This is a genomic window from Deinococcus radiodurans R1 = ATCC 13939 = DSM 20539 (assembly GCF_000008565.1).
Taxonomy (GTDB): Bacteria; Deinococcota; Deinococci; order Deinococcales; family Deinococcaceae; genus Deinococcus; species Deinococcus radiodurans.
This window is the reverse complement of the sequence record NC_001263.1, coordinates 342,001-364,619: the sequence shown is the minus strand read 5'-3', so window position 1 is coordinate 364,619 and position 22,619 is coordinate 342,001. Positions and strand designations below refer to the sequence as shown.

Here is a 22,619-nt window from a genome sequence, read left to right as displayed (position 1 = left end):
TGCTGTTGGTCCCTTTGCCCCAGGGTGCGGCTCATGCCTGAGCCCACTGCCGCGCCCCTGAGCTGAGAGCCGCCGAGCTTACTTCTTGCTCAGGTCCTTCCAGAGCACGCCCAGGGTGCCCGCGGTCATGGGGTTGTAGCTGTTCGCCGTCACGCCCACGAGGTTGCTGCGGAAGAAGGTGTAGCTCACGCCGCCAGGCACCAGGATGTAAGGAGCCTGCTCGTAGGCGCGCTTGCCGACGAGGCTGTACAGGCGGTTGCGCTCGGCGGTGTTGACCGTGGCGCGGGCCTGGTTGAGCCACTTGTCGATGCTGGCGTCCTTGAAGTTGCTGCGGGGGCTGTAGAAGCCGTCGGAGGCGTAGAAGGTGTAGAGGAAGTTATCCGGGTCGGCGTAGTCGGGGGACCAGCCGATCAGGACCATCGCTTCTTCGCCGCGCTTGGAGGCCGCGAGCATTTCGCTCCACTGCTCAGGCTGGATCTTGACCTTGAACTTGGGGTTGACGCTCTCGACGTTGCGCTTGAGGATTTCCATCGCGGTCTGCGAGGTGGTGCTACCGGCGCGGTAGTTGACGGTCAGGGTAAAGCCCTGCTTCCAGACGTTGCCGCCCCAGGCCTGCTTGAAGTACTGGGTGGCCTTGGCCTTGTCGAACGTGTAGGTGTTGACCTTGGGGTCGTAGCCGGGGAACGAGTCGGGGAGGGCCATGGTGCGCTGCTTGCCCTTGCCCTTTTGCACGTCGTCGATGTACTGCTGGTAGTTGAACGAGTACGAGAAGGCGCGGCGCAGGTTGGCGTCCCTGAAGAAGTTGGCGGGAATGCCGTTGCCGTCGAGCTTGCCGCTGCCGAGCAGGTTGGTCGCCTTGATGTTCTGGTTCATGAAGATGACGAACGCGCTGGTGTTGGGCAGGTTGTCGAGCCACGCCACGCCGGGCTTGCCCTTGATCTGCGCTTCGTCCACGTTGCGCCCGCCGCCTTCGATCACGTCGGCGTCACCGCGCAAGAAGGCCTGCTGACGGGGCGCGATTTCGCTCACCTTCTGGCGAATGACGTTCTTGATGGACGGTGCCTTGCCCCAGTAGCCGTCGAAGGCCTGGAACAGCAGGTTGTTGGCGTCTTGCTTGACCAGACGGTAGGGGCCGGTGCCGTTGGGCTTCTTGGAGAGGTTGGAGCCGGTCAGGTCCTTGCCCACCCAGGTCTTCCAGGTCTTTTCGGTGCCGTCCCACTCGCCGATGCTGGCGTTGTACTTGCGCTCGACGATGCTCTGGCCGCTGTAGGCGAGCTTGGCGAGGAACGCGGGGTCGACCTTGGCGAGGTTGAAGACGAGCTGGCCCTTGCTGTTGCACTCGACGGCCTTGTCAATCTTGTCCCAGGTCACGCTCTTGTCGTCGTTGGCGTTGTTCTGGGTGCCAAGCAGCGGCTCGGCGATAAACCAGTTGCCTGACTCGCCGGAGTTGGTGACCAGGTTGCGCTCGAAGGTGTACTCGGCGTCGGTGCAGGTCATGGTCGCGCCGGAGTGGAACTTGACGTTCTTGCGCAGGTCGAAGGTGTAGGTCTTGCCGCCGTTGCTCGCCGTCCACTTGGTCGCCAGCAGGGGCTCGAGGGTCTTGAGGCTGCTGCCTTTGTAGGTCAGCAGGGTTTCGTACATGTTTTCGATCATTTCACCCGAGGCGGTGTCGTAGGACACGCCGGGGTCGAGGGTCGGAACGTCGGCGCTGTACTGGAGCACCAGGGTGTCTTTGGGCGAAGCGGCGAGGGCGGTGCCAGCGATGAGCAGCGTGCTGAGAAGTGCAACTTTTTTCATAAGCCTCCTGAAAAGGACGTGGTCTGTGTGCATGAAGATACAGCTTAGAGATCAAGAAATGGTATGGGTCTGCTCTCTCCGGCACACACCACGCCGTGATCTCTGACGAACTGAAAAGAATGAACGGGACCGATCATAGCGTAAAGGCGCAGAGTCAGCTAGACACCTGCTCCTCCCGGCGCGCTGGGGGGCTTTGGCGCCCACCCATTCCCTGAGCTGCCATACTGCCCCGCGTGAAAAGGCGCATTTTGCTGCTGGCCGGGGGCCAGTCTGGAGAACACGAAGTCAGTCTCAGAAGTGCCCGGAGCGTGCTCGCCGCGCTGCCCCGCGACCAATTCGACGTGACCCCGGTGGTCATCAGCAAGCAGGGGCGCTGGCTGCCGCCCACCGAGACGCAAAAGGCGCTCGAGACCGGCGTGTCGTCCCAGGGCGGCGACCTGATGCTGCACCGCGCCGCCGCCGCCGAGGGCTACGACGCCGTGTTTCCGCTGCTGCACGGGCCGATGGGCGAGGACGGCACCATCCAGGGCCTGCTGACTCTCGCCGGGATTCCTTTCGTCGGCAGCGGCGTGCTCGGCTCGGCGGTCAGCATGGACAAGGTGATGACCAAGCAGGTGCTCGACTCGGCGGGCATTCCGCAGGTCGCGTGGCGCCTCGCCGTGCGGCGCGAGTGGCAGCAGACGCCCGACGCGGTGCGCGCTAGGGCCGCTGAACTCGGCTATCCGCTGTTTGTCAAGCCGGCCAACCTCGGCTCCAGCGTGGGCATCAGCAAAGTCGGCAGCCCGGAAGAACTCGACGCCGCGCTCACCCTCGCTTTCGGCCTCGACCGCCGGGTGATTCTGGAAGCGATGACCCCCCACAAGCCGCGCGAGGTCGAAGTGGGCATCCTCGGCAACGACGTGCCGGTGGCGAGCCCGGTGGGTGAACTGAGCTTCGACGCCGACTTCTACGACTACGAGACCAAGTACACCGAGGGCCGCGCCGAGATGCACATTCCTGCCCGCATTCCCCCCGAGGTCTCCGAACGCATCCGCACCGAGGCGCTGCGAGCCTTCCGGGCGCTCGACTGCGCGGGGCTGGCGCGGGTGGACTTCTTTTATGTGGAAGAAACCGGCGAGCTGTTTCTCAACGAGGTGAACACCATGCCCGGCTTTACCACCACCTCCATGTACCCCAAGCTGTTCGAGGCGGCGGGCCTGAGCTACAGCGAACTCGTCACCCGTTTGGTGGAGCTGGCGCTGGAAGAGCGGTAAAGCGGCGTCAAGAGCCAATCAAAAGGGCGCGTGGCCGGTGGAAAACTTCCAGCCACGTGCCCCGTTTTCTTTGTTGTGAAGGGCAAAAACGACGATTGGGGCCGCTGGCCCTGTGACCATTGCCCGCTTCAGAAATAAGTTGAATGCTCAGCGCACGGTGGCGACCACGTAGGAACCGTCCGCCTTGCCCTTGAAGGTGATGGTGCCCTGGCGGTCGGTGCGGTAGACGCGCAGGTTGTTCTTCTGGTAGAGGTCGAGCGCGGCCTGGGTCGGGTGGCCGTAGTTGTTTTCACCCACGCTGATGACGACGTTTTCGGGCTTCACCACGTTGAACCACGCCTGGTGGTCGCCGTTGGCCGCGCCGTGGTGGATGCTCTTGTAGACCTGCACCGGGCCACGAATCTCGGGGCGGCGCTCGGCCACCCAGGCGAGGGTTTCTTTCGTCTCGGAGTCGCCGGTCATCAGGGCCGCAAACTGCCCGAACTCTACTCGGATGCCCACCGAGTTGTCGTTCTGGTCGTCGCCCATGCCGGCGGGGGGAGCGATGACCCGGACCTTCACGCTCCCCAGGTTGATGACCTGATTGTTCGCCTTTTGGAAGGTGGTGCCGGCGTCTTGCAAGGCCGCAACCAGCTTGTTCCAGGTCTGGGTGGTGCCGCCGAGCCCGTTGTTGATGAAGAGGGTGGGGTGGCCCGTCTTCGCCGCTTCCACCAGCCCCGCGATGTGGTCGGCGTCGGCGTGCGAGGCGACCATCAGGTCGATTTTATTCACGCCCAGCGCCTTGAGATGCTCGCGCATCCGCTCGGTGCTGCGCCCGCCGTCCACCAGCATGGTTTTGCCTTCGGGACTGCGGACCAGCACGGCGTCGCCCTGGCCCACGTCCAGAAACTGCACGGTAACTTCGCCTGCGGCGCAGGCTGCCCGGTCTGACCGCTGGGTTGCTCGCCCCGGCGCTTGTCGAGGCTGGTGCTGCACGCCGCCAGTACCGACATGAACACCACCAGCGCCACCGCCATGATGTCCGCGCTGCTCGGACGCCGTTGGGGTTGTGCGGCTGGCCCTGCTTTGGCGTGTGCTGCGCCTCGGGAGCGGGCACCTGTAGGACTGGCCGCGCGGCGGTTTTGCCCGCTGCTGCTCCTGGCTTTCGCTGGTTTGGTGGCTCCGGCTTTGGCAGCGCCCGACTTGGCCGATTCTGGCTTGGTCGTCTCGGCTTTCTCCGGCCCCACTTTGCTGCTGCGCGGCGGGGGGCAGCGCTTTTGTCTTCGCCCCGGCTCACAGCTCGATCTCCCCGTCGTCGTTGATGGTCAGGGGGCCCTGGCGACCTTCCCCAGCGTTGAGCTGTTCCAGACGAAGCTGCGCCTGCAAGCGGGCGGCGAGAGTTTCAGCTTCCAGGCGGCGAAAGACCAGCCCGCCCACTCCGGCACGTACTTCGAGCAGGTCGCCCTCGCGCACGCCGTCGGGCAGTTCGTGGAGGGGAATGGTGCGGGTGTGGCCGCTGGGCAGTTCCACGCGGGCCAGCCGCCCACGCGGGCTGTCTTCCAGCCCGTCCACCACCCAACGCTCGCTCCAGCCTTCCGCCTGTTCTCGCTCGTTCATGTCGCCCCCCGCTGCGGCCCACAGGATAACGTTCACCGCCGCTCCCGTTGCCCGCGCCTCCGTTGCCTTGCCCATGATGTCCTCCCCACGGCGCTTGTTGCTCCGCATGGCCCACCCTCTCTGGGGTTATCGTCTAAACCCAGTGTGCCACCATGCTTGACTCGTGTCAAGAAGACAGAGCAAACCAGGTTGACTTGAAAGCAAGGCTCAGGCCTGCGTCTGCCCGGCCCAGACCGGCAGTTGCTGCCAGACGAAGAAATAAAAGGCGGCGGCCAGCCCCCACAGCAGCAGCAGGGCGGGCCACGACGACAGCGAGGCGCACCCCAGCAAAAAAGCGACGGCGGGCGCACTCGCCCCCTGAATGGCGGCGCTCAGGCCGCGCTGCTCACGCGGAATGTCGGGGTTGACGGCGGCGCGGCGGGCGAGCCACAGCGTGCCGAGGCCGAGCACCAGTGCCGTTCCGACCAGCGCGGCGGTCACGGGCAGGCTCAGCGGTGCCGGGCGGGTCAGGAGATAAAGCAGCCCCAGCGGCAGCCCCGGCAGCGCCAGCACCAGAAAAGCGAGCCGCAGCGCGAGGCGCATTCCCGCCAGTTGCTCGGCGGGCGTGCCGCGCAGGGCGGCGCTCAGGCGGGCGAGGGTGCCGGGCCGCCTATGTCTGGGCCGCCCAGGTCCAGCGGGCTCAGTCATGCCCGAGAAGTTGCACACGGGCGCTCACGCCGCCGACCTCCACCGCCGCGCCGTCTTCCAGTTCGCGGCGCAGCCGGGCGAGGGCCAGTGGGCCGGTGCTCAAGCCACTTTGTCCCACCACCTTGTCGCCCTGCCGGATTTCGGCGTGAGAAGGCAGCCCCTCGCCCGCGACCCGCGCCAGGTGAAAGCGGGTCTGCCCCCGCGCCTCGATGCGGGCCATGATTTCCTGCCCCACGTAGCAGCCCTTGCGGTAGCTGATGGCGGGCAGCGGGCCGCTCACGTCGAGCCCGACTTCCTGCGGCAGCGTCCCGGTCAGACCGTCGCGCTGAATGTCGGGGATGCCGGCGGCGACCCGCAGCGCGTCGAGCTCGCTCAGCGGGCGTTCCTCACCTCCCAGCGCCGCGAGGACTGCCTCCTCGTCGCGGGCAAGGTAGTGCAAGTCCACACCAGGTTGCCCGCTGCGGTTTACCCGTCCGCCGAGGACCAGCGAGCCGCCGAGGGTCCACTGCTGGGCACCCGCGCCCGCATCGTCCCAGCCGGGTACGGCCTGGTCCCAGACATGCACGGTTCGCAAAACTTCCGACACGTCCTCCAGTTCCACCTGGTCGAAGATGATGTAGCGCCGCAGCCGGGCGGCGAGCAGCGGGGCTTGCCCGGCGTCAAGGTGCAGGTAAATGTCGTCGGGGCGGCGGTAGGCGCGGGCAAACTGCTCGATCTGACCGCGCACGTTCAGGAAGGCGCAGGGCACCAGCCCCGGCGTGGGGGCGCCGCGCAGGTCGCCGGTCATCTGCCCGTGCACGAAGTCGGTGCGGTCCGCGCCGGTCACGCGCAGGCCGCTGGAAGGAAGGCGGGTCCACATGAGGTCAGGATAGGGGGAGAACACAGGGCAAAGGGTGGGGGGCAAGGCAAAGCCCTCACCCCGACCGCGTTATGCTGCCCCCATGAGCGGCCCGCTGACCTTTCTGGTTGCCAGTCCCCACCTTCAGGGGAGCTTTTTCGAAGGCGCCGTCGTGCTGCTGCTCGAACACGACGCGCAGGGCGCAATGGGCCTGATGGTTCACCTGCCGGCCGGCCCCACGGTGGCCGAGTTGCTGCCCGATTTGGCGCAGGAACAGGCCCCGGTGTGGCTCGGCGGCCCGGTGGACCCCAGCCTCGGCTGGTGCCTGTACCGCGCCCCGGTGGGTCTGGAAGGCGAGGTGCAGCTCACCGAGGGGCTGATGGTCAGCAGCAGCCAGGACGTGCTTCACGCCGTGATTGCCGGCGGGCAGCGCTACATGCTGGTGCTCGGCTACGCGGGCTGGGCCGCCGGGCAGCTCACCGAGGAAGCCCGCGTGGGCACCTGGCTGTGGGTGGAGCAGGACACGCCGGAACTGCTGTGGGATGTGGCGCCCGAGGACCGCTGGAACGAAGCCCTGCGCCGCCTCGGCGTGTCGCCGGACACCATCGTGCCGGGCGGGGCGCAGGCATAGCCGGGGCCGACCCCGCCGCCCGTGACGCCCTGCTCACGCGCCTGAGCGGACAACGCTGGCCGTATGAGCCACTGCTGGACGCCCTGAATCTCGCCCCCGAACTCGACGTGCTCGACATCGGCGCGGGGGCCGGGCATGGGCTGGGTGCGCTGGCGTGGCGCGGACACACAGGCCGGGCGGTGGGCGTGGACCCTATACCCGGCCTGGGGGTGACGGCAGGACAGGCCGAGGCGCTGCCCTTTCCCGACGGCACTTTCGATGTGGCCCTGCTGGTACGGGTGCTGGCCCACCTGCCGGACCCGGCGCGGGCGCTGGCCGAAGCGTGGCGAGTCCTGCGCCCCGGCGGGCAACTCGTGCTGGCAGCGCAGGGAGCCGACCACCTCGCCGGAACGTGGCGAGCGCTGGGGCGCCCAACCTCGGCCAACGGCCCGGACAACGCCCTGCGCGAAGCGTTGCAGGCTGCCGGACACCCCGCCTGGCGACTGGACGTGCGCCTGCCCGTCACGCTGACCGCTGATAATGCTGAGGCTCTGGTGGAGAGCTATGGCCTGCGCCTGACCATCAACCCCGCGCGGTTTCCCATCACTGACCGGCTGCATCTGTGCGTCTATATCGCCGTCAAGTCATAGAAAAAGAGAGCTTCTCCGCTCCTTTTCTCCCCTACTTGTCGAACTTGCCGAACCCCGCCGCGCTGCGCCGCTGGGCACCCCGGGCGTAGTCCATCTGCATTTCCACCGTTTCGTGCTTGCCCTCGGTAAAGGTGGAGTCGTGAATCCAGTAGTTGAGCCGGTCGTCCCCGAGCTGCACCCACAGCTTGTGGGCGTCGTCGGCGTCGCGCCAGAAGACCACGCGGCTGAAGTCGTTGCCCGCCGCCCACGCCCGGATGTCTTGCAAGACGCGGGCTGCTTTTGGGTGGGTCATCTGGAATTCCTGCCCGTCGGACTCGTTCATGAACTTGATGTCGGCCATAGTGAGGGCAGCTTAGCCCTGGCGCATCCGGCAGCGGTCAACAAACGGTAAACGGGTCTTGAGCCTCCTTGCCCCAGCCCAGGTTCCTGGGAGTCAGAGCAGCCACGCGCTATGGTCGGCGCCGATGTCTGCCCCCGCCGCTCCCCCCCTCACCGGCCCTCTTAAAGTCACCACCTTCAATGTCAACGGCCTGCGAAGTGCGCTGCGTAAGGGCCTGGCCGACTGGGTGGAAAGCAACCAACCCGACGTGCTGCTTCTGCAAGAAGTCCGCGCTGAGCCGATGCCGGACGCGTTGCCCGGCTACCACTCGGCATGGTTTCCCGCGCAGAAGGCGGGCTACAGCGGCGTCGCCATCCTCTCGCGTCTGCCGCTGAAAGACGTGCGCCTGGGCATGCCCCACGACGAGATGGACGCCGAGGGCCGCGTCGTCAGCGCGGTGGTGGCGGGCGTGCGCTTTGTCAGCGTGTACCTGCCGAGCGGCAGCTCCGGCGAGGCGCGCCAGGGCTTCAAGGACCGCGTGCTGGCCGACTACCAGGCGTGGGTATCGGAGCTGCTCGCGGCGGGGGAGCCGGTCGTCATCGGCGGCGACTACAACATCGCCCACCGCGAAATCGACCTCAAGAACTGGCGCAGCAACCAGAAAAACAGCGGTTTCCTGCCCCACGAGCGCACGTGGATGACCGCGCACCTCGCCGCCGGACTGGTGGACTGCCACCGCGACTGCCTCGGCGAAGAAGCCGAGTACACCTGGTGGAGCAACCGCGCCAATGCCTACGCCAACAACGTCGGGTGGCGCATCGATTACCTGCTCTCGGCGGGCGTCCGGGTGTCCGGCGTGCGGTCAGACCGCTCGGTGCGGCTGAGCGACCACGCGCCGCTGACCGGGTGGGTGGAGCTGGAATCTGAATGAACCCTACCTTCTCCCCAGTACCCGCCAGAATGCGTAAAGACCCGCGTCAGGCCGCCGTGCTAAGCTGACGGTGCTACCGGGTTTCACCACGTTGCGCCCCCACAGAGAGTAAGCCGTCAAGGGCCGTGGGCAAACTGGCGCGAGGAAGCCCGAGTCAAGCGAGAAACCAGCGCCCGTAAATGACGCGGCAATGTGAAGCGAAGCCGAAGACCGGCAGCGCCGCGACAACAACAGATACGGGCGCGTCCTGATGCGACCTAGGTGCATAAATGCCAAAACAGAGGAAAAAGGACGCCGTGGCCGACTCTCTGCTCCCCGTGACCCCCGAAGGGACCACGCCGAGCGAGACCCCGACCCCCGCGCCCAGCGAGAAGACCAAGAGTCGGCGGACCCCCTCCGCCCCCACTGCGGCGGACGCCGCCCCCCGGAAAACGGGCCGCAGCCGCAGCGCTGCCCCCGCTCCCGAGTCTGAAACCACCCCCGCTCCCAAACGGGGCCGCCAGCCCAAAGCCGCGCCTGAAGAAAGCGCTGAGCCTGTGCTCGCAAACGCTGGCACTGCCGAATCTGCCGACACTGAACCCGAGGTTTCTGAGGCTCCCGCCGCCCCTAAACCCAGGCGGAGCCGCAAGCCAAAAGCAACGGCCAACGTGGACGAAGGGCCTGCCGAAGTCGCCGCCAGCGCCGAGCAGCCCAAAGCTCCCGCGCCCAAGCGCCGGGGCCGCAAGCCCAAAGCTCAGGCAGCGACAGCGCCGGTTGAAGAAGTAGAAGAAACACCCGCTGCTGCGGCTGAGCCGGAAGCCGTGAGCGAACCCGCGCCAGCGCCGGCCAAACGTGGGCGCAAGCCAAAGGCACCCGCCGCTCCCGAGCAGCCCTCCGCGGAGCTGACCGCCGAGACACAGGAAGCCGCCGAGGCCCCCAAGCCCCGCCGGGGCCGCAAGCCCAGGGCGCAGGCTCCCGCAGAGCCGACCACCGAGGACAGCGCAGAAGCCGCCCTCTCCCCCGTGCTGGACGCGACGGCGCCACAGGAGGTCAGCGAGCCGCAAGAACAGGAACAGGCACCGACCGAAGCGCCCGCCCCCAAACGCCGGGGCCGCCGCAAGGCCGTTGCTGCTGAGCCTGCTCCGCTGAGTGATGTGCTCGACGGCGTCGAAGCCGTGGATGTGGAAACGCTGGAAAACGCAGAAGCCCCAGCCCCAACGCTGACCGTCGCCCACGAGGCGGAAGCTGCCGTGCCCACCGTGGATTCGGCATTGGCTGTCGAGGATGAGGCGACGCCCGCTGCCCCTGAACCTGACTCGACCTCCGATTCCGAACCGCGCCAGAGCCGCAAGAACCGCAAGGAAAGGCGAGCCGAGCGGCAAGACGCGGCGCCGCAGGAACAGGCCCCCGCGGAGGACACCGACGAAGACTTTGCGAACATTCCCGACGAGGAGCGGCTGCTCGTCGCGCACTGCGCAAGCTTGGGCGCCCGGTGCATGTCCGCGACCTCGAGCGCACCTTTACCCGGCAGGCGCTCGAACGCCTCGGCGGCTGGCGCAACATCACCGACCTGCTCGAAGACCTCGTCGAGTCGGGCAAGGTCATCCGCACCCGCAAGAAGACCTACGGCCTGCCCGAGGCGATGAGTCTGGTGCGCGGACGATTCCAGGCGTCGGCGGCAGGCTTCGGCTTTGTGGTGCCCGACAGCAACATGGGCAAGGGGGGCGGCGAGGATTACTACATCCCGCAGGACCGCACCCTCGAAGCCTGGAACGGCGACACCGTCCTCGTTCGCATGGATGGACGTGGCGACAGCCGCAGTGACCGCGACGGTGGGCGTGACAACGGACGCGGCGGGCGCCGGGGTCAGAAGGGCGACGGCAACCCCCGCGCTACGGTGGTCCGCATCGTGCAGCGGGCGTACAAGCAGCTCGTGGGCACGCTGGAATTCAGCCACGGCCACCCCATCCTGAAACCCGACGACTTCCGCGCCCGGCACCGGATTTTGCTGCTGCCCGAGGGTCTGGAAGAACTCGAAGCCGGCGCCCGCGTCGTTACCGAACTCTTCTGGCCCGAGCATACCGGCGAGGACGAGGTCTTCGGTCAAGTCGTGCGCGTGCTCGGCGCCGAGGACGACCCCGAAACCGAAACCGAGGCCGTCATCGTCAAGTTCGGTCTGCGTGGCGAGTTCCCGGACGACGTGCAGGAGCAGGCGAACGCCATTCCTGGCGAGATTCCCGAAGAAGCGCTGGTGGGCCGGCTCGACCTGCGCGAGTTCAACATCTTCACGGTGGACGGGCGCGACGCCAAGGATTTCGACGACGCCATTCACATTCAGCCCACGCCGGAAGGCAACTTCGTGGTCGGCGTCCACATCGCGGACGTGAGCCACTACGTGCAGGAAGGCACCCCGCTCGACGGCGAAGCCTATGCCCGCGCCACGAGCGTTTACCTGCCGGGACGTGTGTTGCCGATGCTGCCCGAGCACCTCTCCAACGGCGTGTGCAGCCTCGTGCCCTACCAGGACCGGCTGACGATGACCGCGCTCGTCGAACTCTCGGCGGAGGGCGACATTCTGGACGTGAAGCTCTCACCAAGCGTCATCAACTCCAAGGCGCGGCTGACCTACGACGAGGTGCAGGCGTACTCGGAAGCGACCGCCACGTTGCCCGACCACGCCCGGCACCTCGAGGGCGACCTGCACCTGCTGCTCAAAATCACGACCAAGTGCGCCAGAAGCGCTGCGCGAAGGCTCACTCGACTTCAAGTGCGCGAGGTCAAGGTGGACGTGGACAAGGACGGGCGCATGGAGCTCATCCCCATCCGCGAGGAAACGGCGCGCGGCATGATCGAGGATCTGATGCTGCTCGCCAACAAGGTGGTCGCCCACTACCTCATCGAGCGCGAGATTCCGACGCTGTTCCGCATCCACGAGGAACCGACCCTCCAGAAGTTCCAGGACGTGACCGGCGCGATTGGCCGCCTCGGGTTTTCCTTCCCCGGCGGCGAGCCGACCCCGCAGGCGTACCAGGCGGTCCTCAAGCAAGTGCGCGGCACCGGGCGCGAGAGCGTGGTCAACACCCTGCTGCTGCGCTCCATGCAGCAGGCGAAGTACGCGGGCGAAAACCTCGGGCACTTCGGGCTGGCCTTCGACGAGTACCTGCACTTCACCTCGCCGATTCGCCGCTATCCCGACCTCGTTGTTCACCGCACGCTGAAAAAGGTGCTCTCGGGCGACTTCAAGGCCGGCAACCGCGAGGTGGCGCAGTTCCAGGGCCGCCTGCCCTCCATGGGCGAGCACACCAGTGATCGCGAGCGCACCGCCGCCGAGGCCGAGCGTGACCTCACGAAGTACTACCAGTGCAAGTGGGCGCAGGAACACCGCGGCGAGTCCTTCATGGGCAACGTGTCCGGTGTGGTGTCCAGCGGCCTGTACGTGGCGCTCGACAACGGCGTGGAGGGCAAGCTGCACATCAGCCACCTCGACGACGACTACTACATCTTTATCGAGGACGCCCAGATCCTGAAGGGCCGCAGCAACGGCAAGAGCTTCCGGCTCGGGGACGCCGTGCAGGTCACCATCAGCGATGTCAAACCGCTTGCGCGTCAGATCGACCTGACCCTGGCCGACCCCGAAGACCCCGACTACACCCCCGGCAGCTACGACCTTCCCGCTGCCGCGCAGGAGACCCCCATGACCGACGTCAAAGTCCGTGCCCGCCGCCGGAGGACCGCGAGCAGGAGCGGCAGGAAAAACTCAAGAGCATTCCCGTGACCCAGCCCAAATTCACCCTCGACGACCCGCAGCCGGCCATCCAGAGCAGCCCGCAACTCGGCGAGCGCGGCCCGGCCAGAGCCGGGGCGGACGCGGCGGCCAGGGCCAGTACACCCGTGAAGGCCAGCCCAGCCGGGGCCAGGGCGGGCCGAACGGAGGCCGCACCTTCGGCGGCATGCCGCTCGAACGCGGCGAGCGCGGTGGCCGGAGCAGTGGCCCCCGCCGGGTCATCACCCTGGAGCGCCCGCGCAACGAGCACCTGCGCCCGGTCAACATCACCGTGCAGCGCATGTACTTCGGTGACTGGACCACCGACAACATGCCGCCCGAAGACGGCTACAACGGCCCCCGCGCCGGACGCGAACGCGGCTATGACCGGGGCGAGCGGCGCGGCGAAGGCCGGGGCTACACCCGCGGCGGCAACGACCGGGGCGCCGCCCGCCTGAACGGCAACGGTGGCCCGGGCGCCGGACGTGGAAGCCAGGGCCAGCCGCGCTCCGCTGCTCCCCGCGCCGCTGCGCCCCAGGCTCCTGTGGCCGCCGCCGAGCCGGTGCAGAACAGTGCTCCCAGCGACGCCCAGAGCGAGGAAGCGCGTCGCCGCCGCCGCCGCCGGGGCCGCCGGGGTGGGGCACCGGGCAGCGCCGAATAAGCCTCCTCTGATAGCAACCGTCCGCGTGACAGCGGGCGGTTTTTTTGTCGCCTCTTCGCTCGCCTGCCTATCATGGCGCCATGCCGCACTCTGCTGTCTCCGCGTCCCGGTTGCTGCTCGGGGCGGGGCTGGGACTGGTTCTTGCCCTGCTGTTGCCGCACGGCTGGCCGTGGGAAGCGCGGGCGCTGCTCGGCTGGAACGTGTTTTGCGCGGTCAACCTGCTGCGGCTGCTGCCCCTGCTGGGCTTTTCGCCCGAGGACGTGACCCGGCACGCCACGCGCGAGGACGACACCCGGGCGCTGGCAGCGGCGCTGACGCTGGCGGCCACGCTGGTCAGTCTGGTCGGCGTGTTCGTCACGCTGGGGCAGGCCAACCACAGCCACGGCCTTCAGGCCTACCTGCTGACCGGGCTGGCGGTGCTGACGGTGGCGCTGTCGTGGCTGCTCGTGCAGGCCGAGTACACACTGCACTACGCCCGGCGCTTCTATTCCGATGGTGCGGGCATCCGTTTTATTCAGCGCGGCACCGACGACCCGCTGCCCAACCCCGATTACTTCGACTTTCTGTACCTGTCGCTGACCATCGGCATGACGTATCAGGTCAGCGACACCAACCTCGACACCCGTGAAATGCGCCGGTTGCTGCTGGCGCACGCGGCGCTGTCGTACTTTTTCAGCGTGGTCATCATCGCCGTGACGGTGAGCGGGGTGGCGGGGCTGCTCGGTTGACAGGCCGAATTCTGGGGGCGCGGGGCGGCGGGGCCTGCGGCTGCGCTATGCTGCGCGGTGCATGACCGGGCCGGATTCCTCCAAACCAGCGGGCCAGGGCGCGGCGCCCGAGCCTTCCCAGACGCAGCCCACGCCGACGCCGGCGCTGCCGACTCAGCCTATCGACGGCAAGTATCAGGTGCTGCGCGAGCTGTCGCGCGCGGGCAACGTGACACTCTACGAGGTCCGCGCCGCCGAGGGCGTGACCCGGCGGGTGGCCTGGTTCGAGGTGCAGACCCCCGCCGAGCGCCAGAGCTTTCACGCTTACCGCACGGCGCTGCGGACGGCGGCCCCCGCCGGGCTGACCGACGTGGTGGCCCGCCCCGGCGCGTACTACGCGGTGTGGCAGGACGTGCCGGGCACCCCGCTCGCCGAGGTCGCCGCGCAGCCCACCAAACGCCAGGAAATGATCGAGGCGGTCGAGGCACTCGGCACCCGGCTGGCCGACGCGGGCTTTGCCCTGAGCGACGCCGACATCGTGCTTCAGGGCGACCAGCCACAGGTGGCGTACCTGCGCCCGGTGCCCCCCCGCACGCCCGAGCAGATAGCCACGCTCAACGCGGGCGTGCTCGGTGACCTGCGTGACGGCAAGGTCAAACGCAAGCGCGAGCGGCGGCCCGGCGCCTGGCTGACCTTCGTGCCGGGGCTGGTGTTCCTGGCTGGGGCGAGCTGGCTGGGCGCGCAGGCCGCCAAGGTTTACCTCAACCCGCCGGTGGGCGAGGTGTCCAACGTGATCTCGCAGCCCGCCGCCGACGCCGCCCGCGCCCTGACGAAAAAGGGCTTCCGGGTCGAGTACGCCTACGGTGAGAACGGCAACCAGCCCATCGGCGTGGTCATTCGCCAGGAACCCGACGGGGGCACTTCGCTGCCCACGGGCCGCTTAGTCGTCCTGACCGTCAACAAACCGGCGCCGCTGACCGTGCCCAAGGTCGAGGACATGACGCTGACCCAGGCGCAGGGGCCGCTGGGCGACAGCGCCCTGAAACTCGGCAAGGTGATTCGGGTGGACGGCACCCAGACGCGCACGCCCGAAGGCCGCATCATCGCCCAGATTCCGCCCGCCGGCGCCTCCACCCAGCGCAGCGTGCCGGTGCAGGTGCTCGTGAGTACCGGCGTCCGCAGCGAGGAAACGTTCATTCCCGACCTGCGCGGCATGACGTTCGAGCAGGCGCGCGACTGGGCACGGGCCGCCGGGCTGGTCGTCACCGACTGGAGCCGTGAACCCAGTGACAAGACCGAAAACACCGTGCTCTCGCAGGAGCCCGCCCCCTGGGCCAACGTGACGGTCGGCAGCAAGGTCAAATTGGTGATTGCTGGGGTCCGCACCGCGCCGCCCAGCGTGCCCACCGAGCCGCTCCCGATTCCCCCACCCTACGTGCCCCCACCGCCACCCGAGCCGATCACCGCGCCCGAGCAGACGCCCCCCACCCAGGGCCAGCCGTCCACACAACCGGGGACGCAGCCCGGCACGACCCCAGCGCCCGATACGGCGGCTCCGCCTGCTGTGGACACCACCCCCCGGCAGGTCAACCTGAACTACACCTTCCCCGCCGAACTGCCCGCCGGCATCTACTCCATCACGGTGCAAGACGCCAGCGGCGAGCGCGAAATTATGCCGGGGGTGCCTGCCGGTCAGGTGGCAAGCCGCCGCGCTCAGGCGCCGATTCAGGTGCAGGGCAACGCCGTGTTCATCATCCGGCGCGACGGGGGCGAGTACGCGCGGGTGCCGGTACAGTGAGCTGACACTTTCCGTAGAGAAACTAGAACATTTGACAGGAAAAGACACCCTCACCCCTCGCTGCGCGAGCCCCTCTCCCATCAAGGTAGAGGGTCAAAAATACAGGGCATTCTTTTATCCAATGCTCTAAGCCAAAAAAAGCTCCCCCACCATCACGGTGAGGGAGTTGTTTTACTGCTCAGCGAGGCTTAGGCCCGCGCTTCCGGGCTGCGGCGGCCCGTCTTGCGGCCCTTGCTGCCGCTGTCTGCCGGGGGCGTCACCTGACTGTCAGTGCGGGGCGTTTCGAGGGCCTTGAGGCCACCGACGAGCGCCACGTCGAGCACCTGATCCACCGTTTCGCAGGGGTGGAAGCGCATGCTCGAGCGCAGGTGCAGCGGGATGTCGTTGATGTCGCGCTCGTTGGCCTTGGGCAGGATGATGTGCTTGATGCCCGCGCGTCGGGCTCCGAGCACCTTCTCCTTGAGGCCGCCGATGGGGAGGTAACGCCCGGTCAGCGTCATTTCGCCGGTCATCGCCACGTCGTGCCGCGCCGGAATGCCGGTCAGCGCCGAGATGAGCGAGGTCGCCATCGCGCCGCCTGCGCTGGGGCCTTCCTTGGGAATGGCGCCCGCCGGAACGTGGACGTGGATTTCGCTGTTGTCGAGCTTCTCGCGGTCGATGTGGAAGCGTTCGGCGTTGCTCTTGGCGTAGGTCAGGGCGGCGCGAGCCGACTCCTTCATCACGTCGCCGAGCTGCCCGGTGAGCAGCAGGCCGCCGCCCTTGCCGGTCATGATGCTCGTTTCCACAAAGAGGATGTCGCCGCCGACGGGCGTGTAGAACATGCCGGTGCTCACGCCCACCATGTCTTCCATGTTCTCGGTTTCGGGCGTGTGGCGCGGCTGGCCGAGATACTTTTCCAGCTCCTTGTCGGTCACTTTCGCCCGCTTGGTCTTGCCGGTGGCGATGTTGCGGGCCACCTTGCGCGCCACCGTGCCGATTTCGCGCTCGAGGTTACGCACGCCCGCTTCACGGGTGTAGTGCGAGATCAGTTTTTCGAGGGCGGCGTCGGAGAAGCTGATCTGGTTGGGCTTGAGGCCGTTTTGCAGCAGCTGACGCGGCAGCAGGTAACGCTTGGCGATTTCGAGTTTTTCCTGCTCAATGTAGGAGTTGAACTCGATGACTTCCATGCGGTCCATCAGGGCCGCCGGAATCTGCTCGGGGTAGTTCGCCGTGGCGATGAACATGACTTCCGAGAGGTCGAACGGCACGCCGAGGTAGTGGTCGGTGAAGTGCTGGTTCTGCGAGGGGTCGAGCACTTCGAGCAGCGCCGAGCTGGGGTCGCCTTGGTACGAGCTGCCGAGCTTGTCCACCTCGTCGAGCAGAATCACCGGGTTCTTGGTGCCCGCCGTGCGGATGCCCTGGATGATGCGGCCCGGCATGGCGCCGATGTAGGTGCGGCGGTGGCCCCGGATGTCCGACTCGTCGCGGGCGCCGCCGAGGGCAATACGCACGTACTTGCGGCCCAGCGACTTAGCGATGCTCTGGGCGATGGAGGTCTTGCCCACGCCGGGAGGGCCGGTGAAGACCAGAATCGGGCCTTTGTTGACTTCTTCGGCGCTGATTTCCCCGCGCTCGGCGCGCTCTTTACGCAGGCGGCGCACGGCGAGGAACTCCAGCACGCGGTCCTTGACCTTTTCGAGGCCGTAGTGGTCCTCGTCGAGCACCTGCGCGGCTTCTTCCACGTCGAGGCGGTCGTCGGAGCGCTCGTTCCAGGGCAGCTCGGTGACCCAGGTCAGGTAAGTGCGGATAACCGAGGCTTCGGCCGCGTCGGGGTGCATCCGGGCGAGGCGGTTCACCTCACGGTCGATTTCCTTCTTGACCTCGGGGTTCAGGCCGAGCGCGTCGATCTTGGCGCGGAAGGCTTCGGCCTCGTCGCCTTCTTCCTCGTCGCCGCCTTGCAGCTCCTTCTGGATGACCTTCATCTGCTCGCGTAGGTAGTACTCGCGCTGGTTCTTGTCGATTTCTTCCTTGACCTGGGCGCGAATCTTGGCCTGCACCGCCTGGACTTCCTGCTCGGTGTCGAGGAGGGTCAGCAGCTTTTTCAGGCGCTCGGTGACGTTGGCGGCTTCCAAAATCGCCTGCTTGTCCTCGAGCTTGAAATCGAGGTTGAAGGCGATGTGGTCGGCCATCTCCCCGATGTCGTCCTTGGAGTTGATGGTCTGCACGCTCTCGGCGTTGATGCGTCCACCGCTGGCGACCGTCTCGAACTTGTCCTTGAGTTCGCGCGAGAGGGCTTGCAGCTCCACGCCGCCCGACTTGCCCGCGTCCAGCGGCTCAATGTCGGCGGTGAGGTAGTCACCGAGCTGATAGGCGCTGACCTGCACGCGGGCCACGGCGCTCACCAGCATCTGCAAGGTGCCGTCGGGGTTCTTGCGCACGCGCAGCACGTTGCAGGCGGTGCCCACGTCGTAGAGGTCCTCGCCCTTGGGGTCGTCCACGTCCTTGTCGCGCTGCGACACGATGAGGATGACCTTTTCACCGCTCATGGCGGCTTCGATGGCGTTGATGGAAATGGCGCGGCTGGCATCGATGTGCTGCACCATGGTCGGATAAATGACGCTGCCGCGAACCGGGCAGACGGGGATGGTGGTCGGAAGGGCAGTGCTGTCGGGCATCCGTTGACGCTCCTTTTGACCCGCAGGGGGCCGTCGCGAAGGGGTGGCTTGGCAAGGGGGCCTGGAGCCCAAAAAGATGTCTTACCAAAAAACCTGAGTGCAAATATATCAAGTTTTCGTCATTCAGGCAAGTGCTTACCAGGGTAAGCCAACACGCTTAGAGCGCGTACAGTACGGCAAATTCACTATCACGAAGCTCACAGAAACTTGAGCGGAAGTTGAGGGAGCCGGGCCACCCCGCCCGCCGCGCCGCATGAGTGCCCCATAGACAAATGCCTAACCGATTCATGGTCTACTCGGGCTTGACCTATGAAGGACCGCCTGACTGCTGCACTTGGAGGACTCAGCCTGCTGCTGCTGCTGGCCGGGTTGTATCTGGCTTTTGCCTCACCGCCGGACGTGAACCAGAAAGAACTCGTCCGGATTTATTACCTGCACGTGCCCGCCGCCTGGACGAGCTACATGGCGTATGTCGGCACCATGATCTACAGCCTCATCTACCTGGTCCGGCGCGACACCCGCTTCGACCGCATGGCCGCCGCGAGCGCCGAACTCGGGGTGCTGATGACGGCGCTGGCGCTGTTTTCCGGCAGCTTGTGGGCCAAGCCGACCTGGGGCACCTACTGGACCTGGGACCCCCGGCTGACGACCACCGCCGTGGGCCTGCTGATCTACCTCGGGTACTTCATCATCCGTGGCCTGATCGACGACCCGCACCGCCGCGCCCGGGTGGCCGCCGTGCTGGGGATCGTGGGCACGCTTTACATTCCCGTCAACTACATGAGCGTCTACTGGTGGCGCAGCATTCACCAGACCGCCACCGTCAAGATTCTGGGCAAACTCGAACTCGCCGCCGACCCCCGAATGCTGCAGGCGTTTTTCACCATGCTGGCGGCGTTTACGGTGCTTTACTTCTTTCTGGTGCGGCTGCGCGGCATTCTGGCCAAGCGCGAGGAAGCCCTCGAACTCGCGCGCGACGAAGCCGAGTTGCGCGGCCTGAGCCGTCAGGGAGGCGTCTGATATGTACACCACTTTTGTCGCCTGGGTTTATGGCGTGACGTTCGTGAGCCTCTTCGGGTACGTGGGCTGGATGCTCGCGCGCCTCAAGCGGTTGGAGGCGGGACGGCTGGAGCAGGAGGACAGGTTATGACCACCGCGCCCAGCGGCCTGCCCGGAACGCCGCTGCCTCCCGCTCGCCGGCGCGAACGCCCCCGCTGGCCCCTCCTGGTCGCTGGGGCCGCCGTGCTGGGCCTGATCGGTTACATGGTGCTCGGCAACGCCAACAGCAACCTCGTGTACTACGTGCTGCCGAGCGAGTACCAGCAGGACACCGCCAAGTTCGCCGGCAAAACGCTGCGGATGGGTGGCCTCGCCAAGGACGTGGTCTACAACCGCGACACCCTGGCGCTGAAATTCAACATGACCGATGGGCAGGTGGCCTACCCGGTGCAGTACCAGGGCGCGGTGCCCGACATGTTCCGCAACGACGCCGTGGTGGTCATGGAAGGCCAGATGCAACAGGGCGTCTTTCACGGCAAGTCGCTGCTGGTCAAGCACTCGGAGGAGTACAAAGCCGCCGACAGCAAGGGCGAGGGACAGTACAGCCAGGACGACCTGAAGAAGATTCTCAACGACCAGAGCACGAAGCCCTGAGAGGGTGGGGCGGTGGGGAAAGATAGTGGTCTGGACGCCCCCTCTGCTCCGCAGCTTTGCAAGTCACCCCTTCGTTTTGCAAGGCCCTTTCCCACAAGGGGAGAGGGTCGAAGACAGCTCAAGCCTCAGCCCTTATAAATTGCTGCCCCACGGAGTCTCATGCTTGATTTCCTCGGATACAACTTTTCGCCGCTCGGCGCTGCCGGGTCGCTCTCGCTGCTGCTCGCGCTGGGGTTTGCGCTCGTCGCGCTGGTGTCCGGCGTGCTGGGGGGCGTGCGGCGCGACGAGCGGCTGACCGGCATGGCCCGGTATGCGCTGTGGGGCAACTTCGGCTTCATGACCGTCGCCACCCTTCTGCTGCAATACGCCATCCTGACCGACGACTTCTCGGTGCGCTACGTGGCGCAGCACTCCATGACCGTCTCGCCGCTGTGGGTCAAATGGGTCACGCTGTGGGCGGCGCTGGAAGGCTCGATTTTGCTGTGGGCGTGGATTCTGTCGCTCTACGCCTTCCTGGTCAGCCTGACCGCCCGGCGCGACGTGCTGCGGCCCTGGGTGCTGGCGACGATGGCGCTCTCGGTGGTGTTTTTCGTGGGGCTGAACTTGACGGTCGCCAGTCCCTTTACCCCGGTGGTGGACGTGCCGCTGCAAGGACGGGGGCCCAACCCGCTGCTGCAAAACCACTGGATGATGGCCGTGCACCCGGTGCTGATGTACCTGGGCTTCGTCGGCCTGAGCGTGCCTTTCGCCTACGCGGTGGCCGCCATGATCACCGGGCGGCTCGGCGAGTCGTGGCTGGTGCAGACCCGGCGCTGGACGCTGGTGGCGTGGGGCTTTCTCTCGGCGGCGATTGTGGCGGGCGGCTGGTGGAGCTACGAGATTCTGGGCTGGGGCGGCTACTGGGCCTGGGACCCGGTGGAAAACGCCAGCTTCATTCCCTGGCTGCTGGCGACCGCCTTCCTGCACAGCGTGCAGATTCAGGAGCGGCGGCGGATGCTCAAGACCTGGAACATTTACCTCATCGTCTTCGCCTACGCCGCCACCGTGCTCGGCACCTTCCTGACGCGCTCGGGCGTGGTGGAAAGCGTGCACGCCTTTTCCAACGGCCCCATCGGCCCGGTGTTCCTGGGCTTTTTCGTGCTGCTGGTGGCCCTTGGCGTGGGGCTGGCGACGTGGCGGCTGCCGCAGATCCGCGACCCGCACAGCCTCGACAGCCCGCTGTCGCGTGAGGGGTCTATGCTCGGCGGCAACGTGGTCTTCGTGGTGTTCGGACTGCTGGTCGTGCTCGGCACGCTGTTTCCGGTGCTGGTGGAGGAGGTGCGCGGCATCCGCACCAGCGTGGGCGAGCCGTTCTACAACTACTTCGCCATTCCGCTGGGCCTGCTGCTGCTGCTGGTGATGGGCGTCGGCCCGGTGCTGCCCTGGCGCAAGGCCGGCAACGGCGACCTGCGGAGCCTGTGGGCGCTCACCCGCTGGCCGGTGGCCGCCGCCGTGGTCGGCACGGTGCTCGCCTTCGCGCTGGGCGTCCGCAACGTGGGGCTGGCACTCACGCTGGGGCTGTGCGCGTACAACGTGGTCGGGCTGGGGCAGCTCGTCGCCGGCAGCGCCCGCGCCCGTGGCGGTCTGGGCGCCCTGCCGGGACTGGTGCGCGAGTATCCCCGGCGCTACGGGGCGTATGTCGCTCACCTCGGCATCGTGCTCATCGCCATCGGCATCGGCTTTTCGGGCACCTACAAGGCGCGGCAGGAAGTCACCCTGCGCCCTAACGTGCCGCAAACCGTGCTCGGCAAGACCCTGACGCTGACGAACCTGGGCACCGAGCAGCGCCCCGAACGCCAGTCCATTGTGGCGACGGTGCAGGCGGGGAGTGAAACGCTGATGCCCAAGCTCAACACCTACGTCAACATGCCGCAACAGGTCGCCATGCCCGCCGTCAAATATCACCTGATGGGCGACACCTACGTGACGCTGCTCAGCGGCGACGTGAACCAGCAGTGGGCGACGGTGGCCGTCATCGACTCGCCGCTGGTCGGCTGGATCTGGTGGGGCGGCCTGGTGCTGCTGCTCGGCACGGCGCTGAGCGTGACGGCCCCAGTGCGCGAGACGGTGGCGGTCCGTGCCCCGGCACGGGGGCTGGAAGGGGTGACAGCGTGACTTCGCCCACTCCGCCTACTTCCCCGTCGCTTTCTCCCCAACCGCGCCGCGCTTCCTGGACCCGCTGGATTGTCCCCGCCGTGATGGTCGGGCTGGTCGGCCTGCTCGCCTACGGCCTGTTCACCCCCGATCCCGAGGGCGGCCCCGCGCTGCTCGGCAAGCCCGCGCCGGCCTTCGCGCTCGAAGACCTCGGCGGGCGCACGCACGCGCTCACGGCGGCCCAGGGCAAGCCGGTGGTGATCAATTTCTGGGCGTCGTGGTGCGTGCCGTGCCGTCAGGAAGCGCCGCTGTTTTCCAAACTGTCGCAGGAGACGGCGGGCAAGGCCGAGTTTTTCGGCGTCATCTACAACGACCAGCCGGCGGACGCCCGCAGGTTCATGGACCAGTACGGCCTGATTTACCCCGCGCTGCTCGACCCCGGCTCGCGCACGGCCCTCAGCTACGGCGTGGGGAAGCTGCCCATCACCTTCATCGTGGATGGTCAGGGCAAAGTCGTGCACATCAAGGACGGCCCCATCGAGGAACCCGAGTTGCGCGCGGCGCTGAAGCAGGCGGGGTTATGAAGGGTA

General features: G+C 67.0%; 21 protein-coding genes. 14 read left to right on the top strand and 7 right to left on the bottom strand.

Annotated features, from left to right (window positions below):
- Positions 1-78: 78 nt before the first annotated feature.
- Positions 79-1,797 (bottom strand): ABC transporter substrate-binding protein, encoded by a 1,719-nt coding sequence (locus DR_RS01880; RefSeq protein WP_027479585.1) that lies wholly within the window; start codon positions 1,795-1,797, stop codon positions 79-81.
- Between the two features lie 233 nt (positions 1,798-2,030).
- On the opposite strand from DR_RS01880, the gene DR_RS01875 reads away from it, so the two are divergent.
- Positions 2,031-3,050 carry a D-alanine--D-alanine ligase family protein gene (locus tag DR_RS01875; protein ID WP_010887007.1) on the top strand — a complete coding sequence of 340 codons (1,020 nt, stop codon included), beginning with the start codon at positions 2,031-2,033 and terminating at the stop codon, positions 3,048-3,050.
- Positions 3,051-3,197: 147 nt separating this feature from the next.
- Here DR_RS01875 and DR_RS01870 read toward each other — a convergent pair whose 3' ends face one another.
- The 4 genes from DR_RS01870 to DR_RS01855 form a co-directional block, all read right to left on the bottom strand.
- A complete protein-coding gene (locus tag DR_RS01870; protein ID WP_234944664.1) occupies positions 3,198-3,944 on the bottom strand; it encodes a ComEC/Rec2 family competence protein in 747 nt (248 codons plus the stop codon).
- Positions 3,945-4,322: 378 nt separating this feature from the next.
- A complete protein-coding gene (locus DR_RS01865) occupies positions 4,323-4,754 on the bottom strand; it encodes a DUF3006 domain-containing protein (RefSeq protein ID WP_010887005.1) in 432 nt (143 codons plus the stop codon).
- 99 nt (positions 4,755-4,853) lie between these two features.
- A complete protein-coding gene (locus tag DR_RS01860; RefSeq protein ID WP_010887004.1) occupies positions 4,854-5,333 on the bottom strand; it encodes a hypothetical protein in 480 nt (159 codons plus the stop codon).
- Entirely contained in the window at positions 5,326-6,192 is an 867-nt protein-coding gene (locus tag DR_RS01855; RefSeq protein ID WP_027479587.1) for a YgfZ/GcvT domain-containing protein, read from the bottom strand. Before DR_RS01855 ends, DR_RS01860 begins: the two co-directional genes overlap by 8 nt.
- Before the next feature lie 82 nt (positions 6,193-6,274).
- Here DR_RS01855 and DR_RS01850 point away from each other — a divergent pair, with 82 nt between their 5' ends.
- Both DR_RS01850 and DR_RS01845 read left to right on the top strand, forming a co-directional pair.
- Positions 6,275-6,802 (top strand): YqgE/AlgH family protein, encoded by a 528-nt coding sequence (locus DR_RS01850; protein WP_027479588.1) that lies wholly within the window; start codon positions 6,275-6,277, stop codon positions 6,800-6,802.
- On the top strand, positions 6,709-7,431 hold the full coding sequence (locus DR_RS01845) for a methyltransferase domain-containing protein (protein WP_227085982.1): 723 nt from the start codon (positions 6,709-6,711) through the stop codon (positions 7,429-7,431). The genes DR_RS01850 and DR_RS01845 overlap by 94 nt, the downstream gene beginning before the upstream one ends.
- A 31-nt stretch (positions 7,432-7,462) precedes the next feature.
- Here the strand turns inward: DR_RS01845 and DR_RS01840 are convergent, their stop codons facing one another.
- Positions 7,463-7,771 (bottom strand): hypothetical protein, encoded by a 309-nt coding sequence (locus DR_RS01840; RefSeq protein WP_010887000.1) that lies wholly within the window; start codon positions 7,769-7,771, stop codon positions 7,463-7,465.
- A gap of 124 nt (positions 7,772-7,895) precedes the next feature.
- On the opposite strand from DR_RS01840, the gene DR_RS01835 reads away from it, so the two are divergent.
- The 6 genes from DR_RS01835 (at position 7,896) to DR_RS01820 (ending at position 15,589) form a co-directional block, all read left to right on the top strand.
- Positions 7,896-8,681 carry an exodeoxyribonuclease III gene (locus DR_RS01835; RefSeq protein ID WP_034349517.1) on the top strand — a complete coding sequence of 262 codons (786 nt, stop codon included), beginning with the start codon at positions 7,896-7,898 and terminating at the stop codon, positions 8,679-8,681.
- A gap of 647 nt (positions 8,682-9,328) precedes the next feature.
- Entirely contained in the window at positions 9,329-10,306 is a 978-nt protein-coding gene (locus DR_RS16605) for a hypothetical protein (protein ID WP_234944663.1), read from the top strand.
- Positions 10,303-12,435 carry a ribonuclease R gene (rnr, locus tag DR_RS16600; protein WP_234944687.1) on the top strand — a complete coding sequence of 711 codons (2,133 nt, stop codon included), beginning with the start codon at positions 10,303-10,305 and terminating at the stop codon, positions 12,433-12,435. The genes DR_RS16605 and rnr overlap by 4 nt, the downstream gene beginning before the upstream one ends.
- A gap of 175 nt (positions 12,436-12,610) precedes the next feature.
- Complete coding sequence (locus DR_RS16595) at positions 12,611-13,084, top strand: hypothetical protein (protein ID WP_010886997.1); 474 nt, start codon at positions 12,611-12,613, stop codon at positions 13,082-13,084.
- A gap of 80 nt (positions 13,085-13,164) precedes the next feature.
- A complete protein-coding gene (locus DR_RS01825) occupies positions 13,165-13,812 on the top strand; it encodes a DUF1345 domain-containing protein (protein ID WP_027479591.1) in 648 nt (215 codons plus the stop codon).
- Positions 13,813-13,873: 61 nt separating this feature from the next.
- The gene (locus DR_RS01820) at positions 13,874-15,589 is read left to right on the top strand and encodes a PASTA domain-containing protein (RefSeq protein ID WP_010886995.1); all 1,716 of its coding nucleotides are present in this window, start codon (positions 13,874-13,876) and stop codon (positions 15,587-15,589) included.
- 188 nt (positions 15,590-15,777) lie between these two features.
- Here DR_RS01820 and lon read toward each other — a convergent pair whose 3' ends face one another.
- A complete protein-coding gene (gene lon, locus DR_RS01815) occupies positions 15,778-18,243 on the bottom strand; it encodes an endopeptidase La (protein WP_010886994.1) in 2,466 nt (821 codons plus the stop codon).
- Between the two features lie 309 nt (positions 18,244-18,552).
- Here lon and ccsA point away from each other — a divergent pair, with 309 nt between their 5' ends.
- The 5 genes from ccsA (at position 18,553) to DR_RS01795 (ending at position 22,613) form a co-directional block, all read left to right on the top strand.
- On the top strand, positions 18,553-19,263 hold the full coding sequence (gene ccsA, locus DR_RS01810) for a cytochrome c biogenesis protein CcsA (RefSeq protein ID WP_010886993.1): 711 nt from the start codon (positions 18,553-18,555) through the stop codon (positions 19,261-19,263).
- A 1-nt stretch (position 19,264) separates the two neighbouring features.
- On the top strand, positions 19,265-19,393 hold the full coding sequence (locus DR_RS17045) for a hypothetical protein (RefSeq protein ID WP_257726396.1): 129 nt from the start codon (positions 19,265-19,267) through the stop codon (positions 19,391-19,393).
- Entirely contained in the window at positions 19,390-19,896 is a 507-nt protein-coding gene (gene ccmE / locus DR_RS01805; protein ID WP_010886992.1) for a cytochrome c maturation protein CcmE, read from the top strand. Before DR_RS17045 ends, ccmE begins: the two co-directional genes overlap by 4 nt.
- 159 nt (positions 19,897-20,055) lie before the next feature.
- Positions 20,056-22,050, top strand: a complete 1,995-nt coding sequence (locus tag DR_RS01800) for a heme lyase CcmF/NrfE family subunit (protein WP_010886991.1) — start codon at positions 20,056-20,058, stop codon at positions 22,048-22,050.
- A complete protein-coding gene (locus tag DR_RS01795; RefSeq protein WP_010886990.1) occupies positions 22,047-22,613 on the top strand; it encodes a TlpA family protein disulfide reductase in 567 nt (188 codons plus the stop codon). The genes DR_RS01800 and DR_RS01795 overlap by 4 nt, the downstream gene beginning before the upstream one ends.
- Positions 22,614-22,619 lie beyond the last annotated feature (6 nt).